The organism is Bradyrhizobium sp. Arg816, from assembly GCF_029989365.1.
GTDB lineage: Bacteria > Pseudomonadota > Alphaproteobacteria > Rhizobiales > Xanthobacteraceae > Bradyrhizobium.
The window spans coordinates 60691-75405 of sequence record NZ_JAPRAQ010000017.1; the positions used below are offsets into that span (position 1 = coordinate 60691).

Here is a 14715-nt window from a genome sequence, read left to right on the forward strand (position 1 = left end):
GCAATCGCGTGAGCGGTCTGTTTGACCCCTTGTTAGCCACAACGGCGACTAACGAGCCACGTTTCGCCCGCCTCGTCGACTGAACGTGGAATCGGGTCAGACGAGCATGTGCCCCTGGTGCGCGGGTCGGCCAATCCGGCTGTAAAATGTATCGCGAAGACCCGTAAATCTCCGCAAGGAGACATTTATCTAGACCCGGGCTTACGCTCAGAATGGCCGATGCAGACTCGAACGGCATGCTTCAGGGCAGGAAGAACATGAATGGCATTCCGCCGCCTTCCGGCTTGTTGCTTGCGCTGGCCTCGGGTCTTGCGGGTCTTGCAGGAGCAGCCTCCCTCTCCCTTCGTTCAACTCTTGCGGACGGGGCCTGACGGACCTTGCGCTTCTCGCATTCATTGCTGTCATTCAGAGAGTAACCCGCAGCGCAGGTAATCTTGACACAGTGATCGCCGTCGCGCTTGAGGCCAGATCCGCAAATCAAAGGACAAACCCGCGCCGACTTGAGCTTGATCGCATCGAGCGCATCGGCGCTCGCGGTCTTGGTATCGAACTTGGTGCCGGCGCTTTGATTGAACAGTTCAAGCGAGCGCCGCGACGCCGCATCCCACTCCCCACTGGCCGATCCCGTCAGGCAGCCGACCCGACGCAATTCGGTTTGAACCGATTTTGCCAGCTCGGCTGGCGAAGGTGGCGGCGCGGGAGCCTGTGGATTGGGGAGCGCTGCCACTTTTGTGTCCGTGTTTGCCTTCGCCTCTTGCGGCTGACTTGTTGCTGATGGTGCAGCGTTCTTCGCGGCAGCTGCCGTTTCAGCCGCGACACGCCTTTGTTCGGCTTGAGCAGCCTGATGCTGCGCGGTTTCCTTGGCGGCCTCGGCGGCGGTCCGAGCCTCCTGCGCTGCTTTCAGATCCGACGCAGCCTTGGCAAGTTGCATCTGCTGTGCGCCCTCGTTGACGAGCCGCGCCTGCTCCTGCTCGGCTTGACGCGCCTTTTCGGCCGCAGCAACACGCTTCTCCTCCGCATCGATTTTGGCGAGCTGAAGCTTTGCGAGACTTGCGTAGTAACCATCCGGATACTGGACGATGAAGAAGTTAAGCGCGTCCTTGTTGCCAACCTGCAGCGCGAGCTCGTAGTCGCGCCGTATTTCGGATCGCAGCGTTGGCGATGGGGCAGCTTCCTTCGCGGCCGCCTTGGCTGGTTCTCCGGCTGGTTCCTTGGTTGGCTCCTTGGCTGTTTCCTTGGCGGGCACCAGCGGCACATCGTCGCCGCCAAGCGTGCCGTAAACATAGGGCTCCTGCCGATTGCCCGTCGCTTTCATGACGTCGTCGCGAACGAAACCGAACACTCTGCGCAAATCCAGACCCGGAGTCCCGATGTACTTGACCAATGCGGCAGCGTAGGGACTGTTCTTGCTGTTGCCGTCCGACGCGGTCGAGCCAGCCTTGGCGGCAAAGGCAACCAGAGTATTCGCCGTCGCCGGCTCAATTCGGGCAAGGCCCCGGCTGATGGACCGCGAGCCGACCGTCCGTTTCATCTTTTCGGAGAAAGGATTGTTGCGGCAAGCATCGAGGATCACAAGTCGCAGCTGCCTTGCCGGTTCGATGGCCAGCATGACGCGATCGAGCGAAAACGCCTCATCGTACACATCCGTATCGCGCTCGAGGGTGGCGTCGACCGGGATCAGATAGTTCGTACCTTCGATCTCCATACCATGACCGGCGTAGTAGATGACGGCCACATCTGCGTCGCGAGCCTGATCGGCAAAATCGCGCAGCGTTCGCCGCATCTCGATCGCCTGAAGATCCCGGCGGGTTTGCACAACGTCAAAACCTGCGTTCGTTAGTGTTGCCTCGACAATCGCAGCGTCATTGACGGGATTCGAAAGTGGCGCCGCGTTTTTGTAGGCAGAATTGCCAATGACGAGTGCGACGCGATTCCCCGCCGATGCCGGCTGACAGAAGAAGAGCAGCAGCACAGGAAGAAGGAACAAGATTCGGCGCAAATTCACGAATCCGTGCAAATCCATGGCAGTACTACTGTTTAATTATGCGCTTTATGATTCGTGTCGCCGCGACAGAATCGGTTCAATGACAACTCGACGATCCGGAAGGTCCGCGGAATGTGGAACCGCATGGGACTGGCTGATGTGGCCGCGCTCGGAGATGTGGCCAGCCAATTGACCTCTCCGGAGGCCTGGCGTCTAGTGAGGCAGATTTTGAGCGAGCGAGATCACTGCTGTGACTGACGCGAAGGTCGGCCAGGAGGCGACAGCCAGGAACCGGATCGCCGGCGGCGTCAATCCCTGGCTGGACTGGACCTCCAGGGTGGCCATCGTGATCGTCTATGGCGGGTCTGCTCTCATTGGCGCCGCCAGCATCCATCGCCTTCCGTTGGGCAGCGTGGACAACCTGCTGATGATCGCAGCCAGTATTGCCAACGTCCTGTTCCTCGGACTCGTTGCACTGACAACCATGACCCGGCTGGTCCCGACAATGAAGTCGAAGGGCGTTGAGATGCGGGTCTCGGCCTTGCTGGGCGCATTTCCGACCGTCGCACTCGCTTTTCTTCCGAAGGCAGAGCTCGGCCCGATCTGGTCAGCTCTGTCCACGACGTTGATCCTGGTGGGGATCTCGCTTTCTATCGTGGTACTCCGCTGGTTGGGCAAATCCTTTAGCATTCTACCGGAGGCGAGGCGCCTTGTGACGGACGGGCCTTATCGAGTCGTCCGGCATCCCCTCTACCTATGTGAGGGGATTGCGCTGGTCGGTGTCACACTTCAGGTCCTTTCACCACTTGCCGTGCTCATCGCCATCGTGGTTGCGATGATTCAGTGCCGACGAATGATCAACGAAGAGCGGATTCTAAGGCTGGCCTTCCCTGAATATGACGTCTATGCCGCGGCAACTCCTTTTCTGATCCCTGCAGGTCTGATCCCCGCGAGACTCGGGCGGCGAGCTCATCAGGCCGGGCCGGAGCTCTCGACCAAGGCGATCGATCCGCACGCCTGACACCGCGCTTCACGTCTCCTCGATGTGCGGCTCAGCGGAACTCAGGTTTGAACCACGCCAGAGGTCTTGTGTTGCGCTGCCACGAGCAGCTCCCAAAAAAAATAAACGTTCTATATCAATATCTTATATTACGATCGCGCCCTCAGCAAAGCACTGGCGTGCGCCTATCATCCACATGAATCGGCGCACAACGCCCGGCGCAATATCTTCCATGCCTTTTGAACGCGTCCGCATTTCGAAACAACACATAGGAATGGATCGGGCTCGAGATTGGTACTGTATGCAGATAGGCAGCCGCCGGTAGCGTACGAACTTCGCGACGTCACCATTCTACGGGCATAGGTTGGGTGTTAGCCATGAGAGTGTACAGACACTTTCGAGTTTTGCTTCTTCTCGCCGCTTCGCTGTTCCTGGCCTCTCAGCCAGCCTGGGCGACAAAGCGCGTGGCTTTGGTGGTCGGCAATGCCAACTATCAAAACGCCCCTCTGCTCCCAAACCCGGCCAACGACGCTGCGGCTATCACCGCGACCTTGAAGGGAGCAGGTTTCGATGTGGTTGACTCGAGACTTAACCTCGCCGCGACCGATATGCGGCGGGCCTTGAGAGAATTCGCCGATCAGGCCCGCAATGCCGACATAGCCCTGGTGTACTACGCTGGCCACGGTATCGAGATCGACGGGACAAACTATCTGATCCCGACCGACGCCAGACTCGAACGTGACACGGACATCTATGACGAAGCATTCTCGCTCGACCGCGTCCTGCTGGCGATTGAGCCTGCGAGGCAACTACGCGTGGTGATCGTCGACGCGTGCCGCAACAATCCGTTTGCCGACTCGATGAAACGTACAGTTGCCTCGCGATCGATCAGCCGCGGGCTGGCCAGGGTCGAACCCACCGTCTCCAACACGCTGATCGCGTTTGCCGCCAAAGCGGGACTGACCGCACTCGATGGCAACAGCCAGAATAGTCCGTACGCGACGGCTCTCGTGAAGTACATCGCAAAGCCGGGGCTCGACCTGCGAAGGGCTTTCGGCTTCGTCCGCGACGATGTCTTGCAAGCCACGGGCAACCGACAGGAGCCCTATGTCTACGGCTCGCTCGGCGGCGAAGACGTTGCGCTTGTTCCGGCTACCAAGGCTGAGGAGCCGATACAGGCGGCCAACCCCCAGTCGGAAATTCGACGTGATTACGAATTGGCCTTGCAGCTCCGCAACAAGCCTGCTCTGAACGCGTTCCTGACCCAACATCCGGACGGATACTACTCAAATCTGGCCAAGCTGCAGCTCAATCAACTCGACGCCGAGGACGCACGCGTCGCGGCCACGGCGAAAGCGCAGGAGGCCGAGCAGCAGCGAGCTCGCCTGATGTCCCAGGGCGCCCAGCGTGCCGACCAGGAGAAGGCGGCCGCGGAACTGAAGGCTGCGGAAGAGGCCCGGATTGCGGCCGAGAAGACGAAGCAAGCGGCGCAGGAGCAGGCCGCAGAGGCGGAACGGAAACGTATTGCATCCGAATCTACAATCGTCGCTGCACTCTCCGGGAATAAGCCGGCTGCTGAGAGTACCGTCGCGGATAACCCCGCGGCCGCTACGCCCGCCGAGGACAGCAAGACGCCCAAGCTTGCCGCGCTGAGCGACGAGCCGCGCCAGACCGATATCGCAAAGGCCGATCTCTCCAAGTCCGTAGATATCGCCAAGTCTGTACAAGGCGAATTGAGCCGCGTCGGCTGCTTCACCGGCGCCGTCAATGGCCAATGGAATGCGGCCTCACAGCGCTCGCTGGCTCTCTTCAACCAGCACGCGGGAACCAAATTCGACGCCAAGCTCGCAAGTCTCGACGCGCTTGACGCAATCAAGCTCAAGCCTTCCCGGGTCTGTCCCCTGATCTGTGATCATGGCTACAAGGCTGACGGTGACCAGTGCAGCAGGATTACCTGTGCCGAGGGTTCGTTCCTCAACGACGACAATGAATGCGAGAAGCGACGCGAGAAGAAACCGGTTGCAAAGCGCAACACCGACGAGCGTCCGTCACGTGCGGATCGTTCGGCACGCGAGAGGCCGGCGCCGGCAGCCGACGTTCCGCGGCGACAAGCAACTGCGAGGTCCGGCGGCGGCGGTGGTCAGGTCGTTTGCGATCAATCTCTGTGCCGTCAGGTTAGAAGCGGCTGCCACCTCGAATACCGTGGCGGCGGCGGCCCCGGGGGCAACGTGGGTAATGTCGAGTCCTGCAACTAGCAACGCGCAAGGCTGCCACGGCGTCATGGAAGGCCAGGAGGCCGCGCGGATCTTGGTGTCGAGAAGGTGTGACGGGCGGCAGAGCTTAACACTGGGTCATCCAGGTCCGTGCCTGGATTGGCCGAAGCGGAGCGACCTGCGTGGTTGCGTGTGAGCTTGAGCAAAAGGACGCCAACGCCTTTCCCGGGCTGACGCTCTTCACGAAGCGACAGGCACCCGGCATGAAGCCGACGGCGGTTTATCTTCCGCCAAAGCACCCAACAGCTGCCACCAAGTTCGATGTCGTGATCTGGCTTCACGGCTTCTATGTCAAAAACCATGAATTCCTCTTCCACAGCGATCCAGCGCGGCTGCGCGAACAGGTCCGGGATTCCGGCAAGGACGTAGTGCTTATCGCGCCGTTCCTGGGCTACGAATATGCCGTTGGCGACACCTTTGCCGGAAACTACAGCGTGTCTGACCTGGCAACCGCGAACTGGGGCGAACGCTATCTCGAGGAGATCCTTGGAGCTCTTGCCAGGTTCCTGGGTCTCTCCTCGACGTCCATTCCTCAGCTCCAGATCGGCAAGCTCATCATCGCATGCCACTCCGGCGGCGGTAACGGCATGCGCAATCTCGTCGGAAGCCTTGGAAAGTATCAGGGCAAGCTGACGTCCTGTTGGGGATTTGACTGCCTCTACGGTGCCAATGCGCGGCCCGACGATGCGACCTTCTGGTACCAATGGCTGTCCGGACAGAGCGGCCGGGCGCTCGAGATCGTGTATGGTCCATCAACTCTGCCGCAATCGGTGAAGCTGGACCTGATCGGGCGTGGGCTGGCGACGACCGATGGCAATCAAACTCAGCCTCAGCGCCCTGCCCTCAAGAACCTCAGCGTAAGCTTGGGTCATTACGACCTATTCCCGGCATTTGGCCAGATGGTCAGGGTCAACGATCTTGACCCGGCTTTCGTGGATCGCTTCATGATACCGCAGGTCGCGGACCAGCCGCGGCATAAGCCAGCGCCGCAGCGCGGGGAATTCCTCCAGCACGCAATTTCCAACGTTCGCAGCGCTTTTCCCTTTCCAAAGGACATTCATTACATGATCGCCCGGGGTGGCTTCTTCAGCCGACTGAGCAAGCTATGACCCAAGCTTCACAGGACTCACTTGATTGAATAAGATTTGACGTCGAACGACCAATTGTTCGTCACGAGCTTTCCGCTGCTGTTGTCCGGCACGCGCAGCTCGCTGGTCCAGGCCGATAGATAGCTCAACGCGTCGTCCTGACCTTCCAGCTTGCGGGGCATGTCCGGCAGATCGAGCAATTGCACGCGTCGCTCGCTCAGGATGGCTATCATCACTGCGGACCCCGTCGGCGGTGCGACGACATATTCAAAACCACGCTGTCGCGCCGCCGGGGCAGGAACAACAAATTCGACACCCGGCTTGACGCGATTGATGTCGCGGTCGTTCGACTGCGCCAATAGCTCGGGGGTTGGAAAGATCTGGGACATCCGCCCTTCCGCGTCGACGTCAACCAAAATGAGATATCCAGTCTTCCTGGCGGTGACGCCGAACGAGACCTTGCCTCCGACGTTGACGGTCTGGCTCGGCAGGATCTGAAGGGACACACTCGCGGTATTGGTCTGCCCGCGCACCGCTTGTGCAGGCCAAAGCCAGCGTGCGTACGTCGTGCCGACATGCAACGACGCCGTCGGCAATGGTGCTGCGGACGCAGCTCCGCTACCCGCCAGTAGCAGCAGGAATGCGAGCCATGGTCGCGCCTGGCGGATCGGCCGGGATGACGGCATGGCCTGCTCCCCCTAGGAGTCAGGGGGCACTGAAGAAGCCGATCGAGGCGATTCGCGCGTCTGCGGGCAAGTAACGCTCGAGACTTTTGATCACTTGCCCCGAGGCGCGACGCCGGTTGAACTGCATCAGGGCTGTTTCGAGATCTACCATGCGTTGCTGCGAGGTCACCGCAACGATCTGCTCCGCACCGAACGGCTCACCGACCCTGAGCGGTAGGCGCAAGCTCGCCGATCGGGCCAGCGCCGCATCAGAACCCACCGGATACAACAATTGGATGGTGCCATCGCCGGACACATTGAACAGCAGCACCGCTCTTGACCCCACATCAGACAGATCAACTTCGACAGTCTGGCCGGCACGCTGTTGGCGATCGTCTGGCCAGATGCGCATGATCTGCGGCGACCGGGTCGCAATGCGTTTCAGTTCACGAATTGCCGCTGTCCGGTCGACTACGGTCGGCAAGTTTGCAACGTCGATCCCATAGGCGACCACGTCGCCCCACGCGATCACGTCGTGCGACACGGGATCCCATATCAGGTCGGGATTGTCCGTCGGTTGAACCGCCTGCACGGGAACATCTTTCGGCTTCACGCTTGCAAAATAGCTCGTCTTGCCGTCGAGCGCCGCCAGCCGGATCGGTGCCGCGAGGCGGAGAGGCCCCGGCGCGTCGCCGGTCGGAAGTTCCTTGGTCGCCGCGGCGGCAAGGGTCGGAACGGTTGGTGCCTTGGCCGTGACAGCCGGCGGAGCGGGCGCCTGTCCCTCGATGGCCCCGGATCCGGCCGGCCCAGAGGCCGCTCTCGCGGCCGGCCCCTGAATCAGCACGACACCCCGCGTCAATCCGAAGGCGAGGTCGGTATCCGGCGTCTGAGCTGGCGATGATATGGTGACGATGTTCTGGCGCTGGTCCGAGAGCTGATAGACCACCTGTCGAACATTGCTGAAAAGCTCCTTCAGCGTCACCTTCCCATCGTGATTGATGTCCGCGCTCCCCTCCACCGCCCGCGCGACCGCATAGCTGAGAGCCCCGCGCAGGCCATCGATGCCAGGGATGCGGACTTCCGGCGCCTTGGTGTAGCGGTCCACCGCAGCCAGGAACGCCGTGTGGTCAAGATCGAGTTCTGACTTCGGATCGTTGCTGTCCGACACCGGCTTCAGTTCGTCGACCAGCAACGTGTAGCGCGGGACCTGCCGGAAGCTCATCTCAGCGGCACGCGGATCGATGTCGCGCACCATACCGCCGCCGTGGCAGGTATCAGCCACGAAGATCACCCTCGCCCCGCGCAGCTCGAACTGCCGGATGAAATGGTTGAACTCACTGCCTAGAACACGTTCAACCGACCCGGTTGGCGTAGTTTCAAAGCCTGGCAGCAAGAACACGTTTTCCATTCCGTCCGGCTCCGAGCCCTTGACACGCTCCGGTTCCTGGGTGCCATGACCGGCGATCGACAGAAAGATGAGGTCGTTGTTCTTGGTCCGCTCCACCAGTGCACTGATCTCGCGCAGGACGCTTGCCCTGTCGGCCTGGGCGTTCGTCAGCTCGACGACGTCGGCAACCCCCATGGACTTCAAGCTGGTCACGATGTCCGTAGCATCAGCGACCGCGCCCTTCAATTTGCGCACGCGCTGGTAGTCGTCGATCCCGATCACGAGCGCGCGCACCGCCGCCCCGTCCGGATTGCTGATCGACAATCCTCCCGCCGCATATGCGTGAGGGGTTATCAGTCCGATCAACGCAGCGAGCCCGATGGTGGCGCTTAGCCGCCTGATCCCGCAATCAAATCCTCTGGGCATCCGCATCGTGATCCACCTCGACATCATGCCTACCCATTTTGTAGCTCCGGCGACACACCGGGTTCAGCGCCTTTTGCTTGCCGTTTTGCGGCCCGCCGGCGATTGTTCGGTCTCCTGATAGGCGCTCGCGGAAACTGCCGCCTGATCGTCCGCGAAGGCTCGAAAACGGACCGGAACGTAGCCGCGCGAAAGCAGGCTCGCCAACGGATAGACGTTGCGGCAGACGCGGCCGTTGCAGCCACCGGTCGAGGATTCCATCACCTCGGCCTTGCGATCAGGCGTGAACCGCAGGAACAACATCACGTGCGAGCCCGGCTTGTTCAGCGCATCGCCGGGCCTCAGGTCCCAGGGATTTGCCACGGGGGCTGCGATCGCGGGGATAGCGGCAGTCGTGTAGTGGACGGAGAGCCCCCACGCGGCGCTGACGAATGCCGAACAGTCGACGCCAGCCACATCCGGCCGTGGCGCATTGCGAGTGCACACATTGCCGGCCAGCGTTCCGCTCTCGATCCGCTGCCGGAAGTTCGCGAGCGAACCGTGGCAGCCCCAGCAATAGGGTACGCCGCGCACCTCCTGGTTCACCTTTCCCTGCAGATACCACGGCCGACGAACACGGCTGAAGCCACTGCATTGGCTGTCGGGATCGTTGCCGTAATTCGCCTGCGTCAGCTTCCACTGGATGCCCTCGAACGCAAACGCTGTCTCGATCGCCTGCTGGCGATTGGACGGTCTCACGGCGGCCGACGCGTCAAATTTGACGTCGGATTGCGGTGCCGGCGCGGCTGCCGTTCGCGACGGTCGCACGTCGATAATCGAAGCGTTGGTCAGAGGCCTGAAGCCCACGCCAACCACTTCAATACCGTCCGGCTTGGTCCGCAGGAAATAGACATCGCCATCGCCCGAGACCGTGACGAACCGCCGGGTCAGCGGCGTATTTTCCAAAGGAAGCTCATAGATTCCTTCGAGACGCCCGTTCGCGGCATAGCGTGCGACGAACGTGGAGGCATTCTTTCCCGATGGCGGAACGTCCTCCGCCAACACATAGAAGCGGTCACTGTTGTCAATCTCGAGAAACTCTACCGTGCCGAGCTGGTTGCGCACCCGCAGGCCGAGCTGGCCGATCGTCTCGTTGGTGACCATGGTCTGGATTTCGACCCGTACGCTGGCATTGCCCTTGTCCGGAATGATGTCGGCGATCACCGAGCCCTTGCTTCGAGTAGCAACATATTGCCGGTCGGGCTGCCGGGTCGTCTTGATGATGGCCGCGCGGGTGTTCTGGTCGAGCAAGTCGGTCGCGCTGCCTGGCGCCTGTGATCCCATCTGGGCAAAAGCCGAGACGGCGACCTGGTCGTCCGCGCCGCGGCTCGAGACCTCTTCAAGTTGGATCACATCACCACCGAGGCCGCGCGTGGATTGCCCCGGCGCCGCCTTCAGCGTCCGTACGCCGCCGTCCCAAACCATGATGTCGTCGTTGTGGACGACGAGATCGGTCGGCTGGACGTCTTTCGGCATCTTGAGGACGTCAGGATCGGAATTTGCCTGTTTCGGGTCAAACTGGAGGATGCGACCGTTGATCTGATCGAGCACAAACAGGTTGCCCTGCCCGTCGGCGCTGAGTGCTTGCGGTCCCGCGAGTTCCACGTCCTCGCTGGCCGGAACGATGCCGACCATGGAAGCAGCCGAACCGCCGGCAAAGCTGCGTACGACAGTATCGTCGGCATACGCCTTGGTTCCAAGAATGCCAGCGCCAACGATGAAGACCCAGATCCAACGATTTGGACGAAGCATGTTCGCCTCAATGTACCCCGAACCGATCGCCGCGTCGGATCGACTAATCCGAGATGCCGTTGATGCGGCGCGTCAATTAGTGGTGAGCAATCTCAATCACGTTCAATCTATCACTGGACGGTGATAGTCCGAAATGTCTTCAGCTTGCGGTGCAAAACATGGCCCGGAATAGATTTGAGCAGGTGAGCGAAGTCCAGCCCGACGCGATCACGCTTGTCCTGAAACGCGACAATGACGGCATCTCCGGATCGATCGTACTGCCGGCCGCCGCGAGCGGGGGACGGCTGACCACCGACCAGGTCAGCGCGCAGTTGCCGGCTCAGGATGCTTTTCGCGGCGCGATCCGGCTGGCAAACGACGTAAAGCTCGCGCTCGTAGTGTGCGATCCAGACGGGGTCTGGAAGTCCGAGTGGGGTGATCTTTATCAGCCGATCGATTGACCCGCATCGGATGGAACCAGCATATGCTGCGACGCCGCATCGAGACCAGCTTGCCGAACGGACCCTCCCCCCGGATACGGGCCTTGATGATCGCGCTGCTGGTTGCGACGGGCTCGCCGGCACGCGCCAACGACTCGGCTGCGGAATTGTCGATCGGCGGGCTCCAGTTCGTACGCACCAATGACGTGGCCATGGAGAGCGAGAACCTTCGTATCGCGCTCGACAGGATTAGCGTTCGCTACCAATTCGCCAACGTCACCGCCAAGCCGGTCACGCTTACAGTTGCCTTTCCGCTGCCCGACATCGACCTGTCGGAGGCTGAGAACATCGCACTGCCGTCAGATGATCCGATCAACTTCGTCGACTTCGAGACCAAGGTCGATGGCAGCCCGGCGCCGCTGACCGTCGATCAGCGCGCCATGGTCGGCAGCAGGGATGTCAGTGCCCTGCTCCGCGAACTCAAATTGCCGCTGCTGCCGATTGGTAGCCGCGAGATCCGGGTGACCGACCTGCCTGAGGCGACCCGGGCCCGGCTCGTGGACGACGGACTTCTGATGCCTGCCGGAATGAGCGACAACGGTCGGAAGCAGTATGCGCCGGGTTGGGTTATCAAGACCTCGGCTGTGCGCCAGCAGGTGTTTCCGCCAATGCGCACCGTCTTGGTCGAACACCAGTACCGGCCGAGCGTAGGCTCCAGTCCCGACACCATCCTGCGCTCCAGCCTGCGCCGCAGCGGCGCACTCGCTCAGGAAGTCGCGCGTTACCGGAAAGAGTATTGCGTCCAGGATACGTTCCTCGCCGAACTCGACAAGCGCGCGGGCAGTAACCAGACCAACAGCGCGAATCTGCAGGAGCGGCGGATATCGTATGTGCTCAAGACTGGCGCGAATTGGGCCGGGCCGATCCGCTCATTCAAACTGACTATCGACCCAGGCGGCAGCGACCGTTTGGTGAGCTTCTGTCCTGGGCGGCTAAAGGCATCGTCTGCTACTGGAAACATGCTTGAATATACGGCAAGCGACTTCAAGCCGGACGCCGACCTGAAAATCCTGGTGATCGGAACATTCTGAGCGTGCCGGTCAATTGGTGAGCAGCACGTAGCGTGCGGCCGCGATGACAGTCACCTTGTTGCGCTGAGCCTCGCTTAGCGCCTGCAGAAAGAACGTGTCGGCAGCCATCGGTCGCGGCTGGCGCAATGAGTCCAGAACCTGCGGAACCGCCACGACCAACAGCAATTGCGGACCGCTCGCGCGCGCTGTCGGGAGCGTAAACGAAAGTGAGTCGATGCCCGGCTTCAGAAGGTAAGAGAGGCTCTGGACTTCGCCGCGGTCCGACACCATGAGCAGCTCGACCACGCGGTTGGCAAAGTTCTCAATGGTCCCATTGAGGGTTTCACCGCCCTTCAGCTCTGTCGCCGACAGGGTGATGCGCGGCATTCGCGCCTGATCGCTCCCGACCTGACTCAAGAACTTGACGGCTGGGCATTGCGCCTGGGTCACTTGCCTGACGCCGACCGAAGCTTCGAAACCCTGCTCACGCCGAAACGCTTTGTCGAAGGTGTCGAATGGGGCGGTCGAGGCACCGAACCCTTCGATGACAGCCGCATTTGGGCTCACAGCAATCGGCAAGACAAAGAAGCAGTCACCGCCAGAATATTGGGCCACGTATTTGCGGATGCGCTCAGCTCGCCCCGGCCCATCGAGTGTCGGAGACGGCGTTGCCGTCGGCTGCGCGGACAACTTCTCTGTCTCTTGGCGTCCGGGCTGTGGTCCAGCGGGCTCGACCTTCGGCGGCACCATTGTTCCAGCGAGTTTCGGAGGTGGCGGCAAGACCGCGGTGCCGGGCGCTGACCAGACCAGCTTGTAGAAGGCATATCCACCACCGCCGACCAGCAGCAACAATGCCGCCACGCCCGCCCCCAGCCAGAGGCCGCGCGCGCTCCGCGCGGTCGACGGCATCCTGTCCTGCGACGCCGGCGCCGCGCCTTCCGGCCGCCGTAGCGGATCGAAGCCATATAACGGCGCGGCCGGTGTCTGGGCCGAACCGGTTGGCGTCCAGCTGGCGACCTCCCCCATGGTCGGGCGCAACGCCGGATCAGGCTGCAGCATCCGCTCCAGCAAAGGCCGGATTCGCATATCAACCGCACCGAGATCGGGCACACGCCGGCGCTTCTCCACCAGCTGAAACTGGCTGCCGCCCATGTCGAGTTTCTGTCCGGTCAGCGCATGGAACAGCACAAGACCGAAGCTGTAGACATCGGATTTCGCTGTCACGTCATTGCCGTACAACCCAACCTGTTCCGGCGATGCGTAATTGTCCTTGCCGGCGAAGCCCGAGCCGATGATGGTCTTGTCACCCATCTGGGTCGACCGCGCGATGCCGAAGTCGATGATCTTGGCCCGCCTGACATCGTCGAGCGGAACGATGATGTTGTCCGGAGAAACGTCGCGATGGATGATGCCGTGCTCATGGGCGGCCTCCAGTCCCGATGCGACGCGCTGCATCAGCCTGATCAGCGCTTCGAAGGCCAACGGCCCATCGTCGAGCATGTTCGAGAGCGAGCGGCCATTCACGAATTCCATCGCGAGATAAGGTCGCTGCAGCACCGGCTCCACGGTAAACAGGAAGTAGCGAACGATCGCGTCATGCGGAAGATTGTGGAGTGCCGCGGCCTCTCGACGGAACAGCGCGAGCGCCGCCTCGTTGTCAACCATGTCGGGCAGCAGCATTTTCACCGCAACGGGCGATCCAGTCTGGATCTCACGGCATTTGTAGACCTCACCCATGCCGCCCGCGCCGATCACCGCTTCGATCTCGTAAATGCCGTTGAGACGGGTGCCGGGCGGCACGCCGTGATAGGACGATCGGAACGGATCGTTCGGGGTCATGGTTGCGGCTCCCGATTGAGCGGAGATCTTGTCGCCTCCTGAGATCGTGGCGTCAGCAGTCGCACGATCACAATCGTCACGTTGTCAAGCCCGCCACGATCAAGAGCCAGCGCGAGCATGTCATCGCAAGCCGCCTGGGCGCGTCGCGTAGCCGCGTGCTGCAGGATCTCGTCGTCCTGCACGTGCCTGGTCAGGCCATCGCTGCAGATCACGAAGATATCCTCCGGCTCGGCCGGGCCTGTCACCACCTCAAATTCCGGATCATCGGCGACACCGACGGCACGAGTAATGGCATTGCTCGGCCAATCGTTCACGTCTTCGCGCGACAACGCGCCTTCGGCGATCAGTTCCTCCAGTTCGCTGTGATCATGCGACACTTGGCTAATTGCGCCACGACTGATCAGGTAGACCCGGCTGTCACCCGCCCATATGCAGGCATAGTAGCTATCGCGAACGAGCAGAACCGCCGCTGTGGTCCCGACGGTGGCACCCTGTCGTTCATGACTTAGCGCCAGTATCTGCTGGTTTGCGCTGAACAGCCGCTCCTCGCATTCCGCCAGCAGGTCTGCGGCTGATTCTGGCGTGCCGATCGCGTCAAGCGACTGCACGACAATGCGGCTGGCGAGATCGCCGGCCTCGTGACCACCCATACCGTCGGCGACCGCCCAAAGGCCGACGTCGGTTCGTACCAAACATGAATCCTCGTTCCGCTCCCGCACCCGTCCGGCATGGGTGACGCTACCAACATCGAACAAGGATGGAATATGCACCATCGC

The 14715-nt window shown here is 61.4% G+C and carries 11 protein-coding genes; 5 read left to right on the plus strand and 6 right to left on the minus strand.

The window, feature by feature from the left end; translation table 11 throughout:
• Positions 1-241: 241 nt before the first annotated feature.
• Positions 242-2023, minus strand: a complete 1782-nt coding sequence (locus tag OWC48_RS31985) for a caspase family protein (protein WP_282523550.1) — start codon at positions 2021-2023, stop codon at positions 242-244.
• Positions 2024-2234: 211 nt separating this feature from the next.
• Here OWC48_RS31985 and OWC48_RS31990 point away from each other — a divergent pair, with 211 nt between their 5' ends.
• The 3 genes from OWC48_RS31990 to OWC48_RS32000 all read left to right on the plus strand — a co-directional run bounded on the left by OWC48_RS31990 (position 2235) and on the right by OWC48_RS32000 (position 6366).
• A complete protein-coding gene (locus OWC48_RS31990) occupies positions 2235-3005 on the plus strand; it encodes an isoprenylcysteine carboxylmethyltransferase family protein (RefSeq protein WP_282523551.1) in 771 nt (256 codons plus the stop codon).
• A 452-nt stretch (positions 3006-3457) separates the two neighbouring features.
• A complete protein-coding gene (locus OWC48_RS31995; RefSeq protein ID WP_404979845.1) occupies positions 3458-5239 on the plus strand; it encodes a caspase domain-containing protein in 1782 nt (593 codons plus the stop codon).
• A gap of 140 nt (positions 5240-5379) precedes the next feature.
• Positions 5380-6366, plus strand: a complete 987-nt coding sequence (locus OWC48_RS32000) for a hypothetical protein (RefSeq protein WP_282523553.1) — start codon at positions 5380-5382, stop codon at positions 6364-6366.
• A 17-nt stretch (positions 6367-6383) separates the two neighbouring features.
• Here OWC48_RS32000 and OWC48_RS32005 read toward each other — a convergent pair whose 3' ends face one another.
• The 3 genes from OWC48_RS32005 to OWC48_RS32015 all read right to left on the minus strand — a co-directional run bounded on the left by OWC48_RS32005 (position 6384) and on the right by OWC48_RS32015 (position 10611).
• The gene (locus tag OWC48_RS32005) at positions 6384-6941 is read right to left on the minus strand and encodes a DUF4384 domain-containing protein (RefSeq protein ID WP_282523554.1); all 558 of its coding nucleotides are present in this window, start codon (positions 6939-6941) and stop codon (positions 6384-6386) included.
• 109 nt (positions 6942-7050) lie between these two features.
• A complete protein-coding gene (locus OWC48_RS32010; protein ID WP_282523555.1) occupies positions 7051-8829 on the minus strand; it encodes a caspase family protein in 1779 nt (592 codons plus the stop codon).
• A 57-nt stretch (positions 8830-8886) separates the two neighbouring features.
• Positions 8887-10611 (minus strand): hypothetical protein, encoded by a 1725-nt coding sequence (locus OWC48_RS32015; protein WP_282523556.1) that lies wholly within the window; start codon positions 10609-10611, stop codon positions 8887-8889.
• A 158-nt stretch (positions 10612-10769) separates the two neighbouring features.
• On the opposite strand from OWC48_RS32015, the gene OWC48_RS32020 reads away from it, so the two are divergent.
• Complete coding sequence (locus tag OWC48_RS32020) at positions 10770-11051, plus strand: hypothetical protein (RefSeq protein WP_028156828.1); 282 nt, start codon at positions 10770-10772, stop codon at positions 11049-11051.
• An 86-nt stretch (positions 11052-11137) separates the two neighbouring features.
• Positions 11138-12121, plus strand: coding sequence for a DUF4424 domain-containing protein (locus OWC48_RS32025; RefSeq protein ID WP_282523557.1), 984 nt, complete (start codon positions 11138-11140; stop codon positions 12119-12121).
• Positions 12122-12130: 9 nt separating this feature from the next.
• Here OWC48_RS32025 and OWC48_RS32030 read toward each other — a convergent pair whose 3' ends face one another.
• Both OWC48_RS32030 and OWC48_RS32035 read right to left on the minus strand, forming a co-directional pair.
• Positions 12131-13939: a serine/threonine-protein kinase gene (locus OWC48_RS32030; protein WP_306664568.1), complete on the minus strand. Its 1809-nt coding sequence runs from the start codon at positions 13937-13939 to the stop codon at positions 12131-12133.
• A complete protein-coding gene (locus OWC48_RS32035; RefSeq protein ID WP_014493500.1) occupies positions 13936-14712 on the minus strand; it encodes a PP2C family serine/threonine-protein phosphatase in 777 nt (258 codons plus the stop codon). Before OWC48_RS32035 ends, OWC48_RS32030 begins: the two co-directional genes overlap by 4 nt.
• Between the last annotated feature and the right edge of the window lie 3 nt (positions 14713-14715).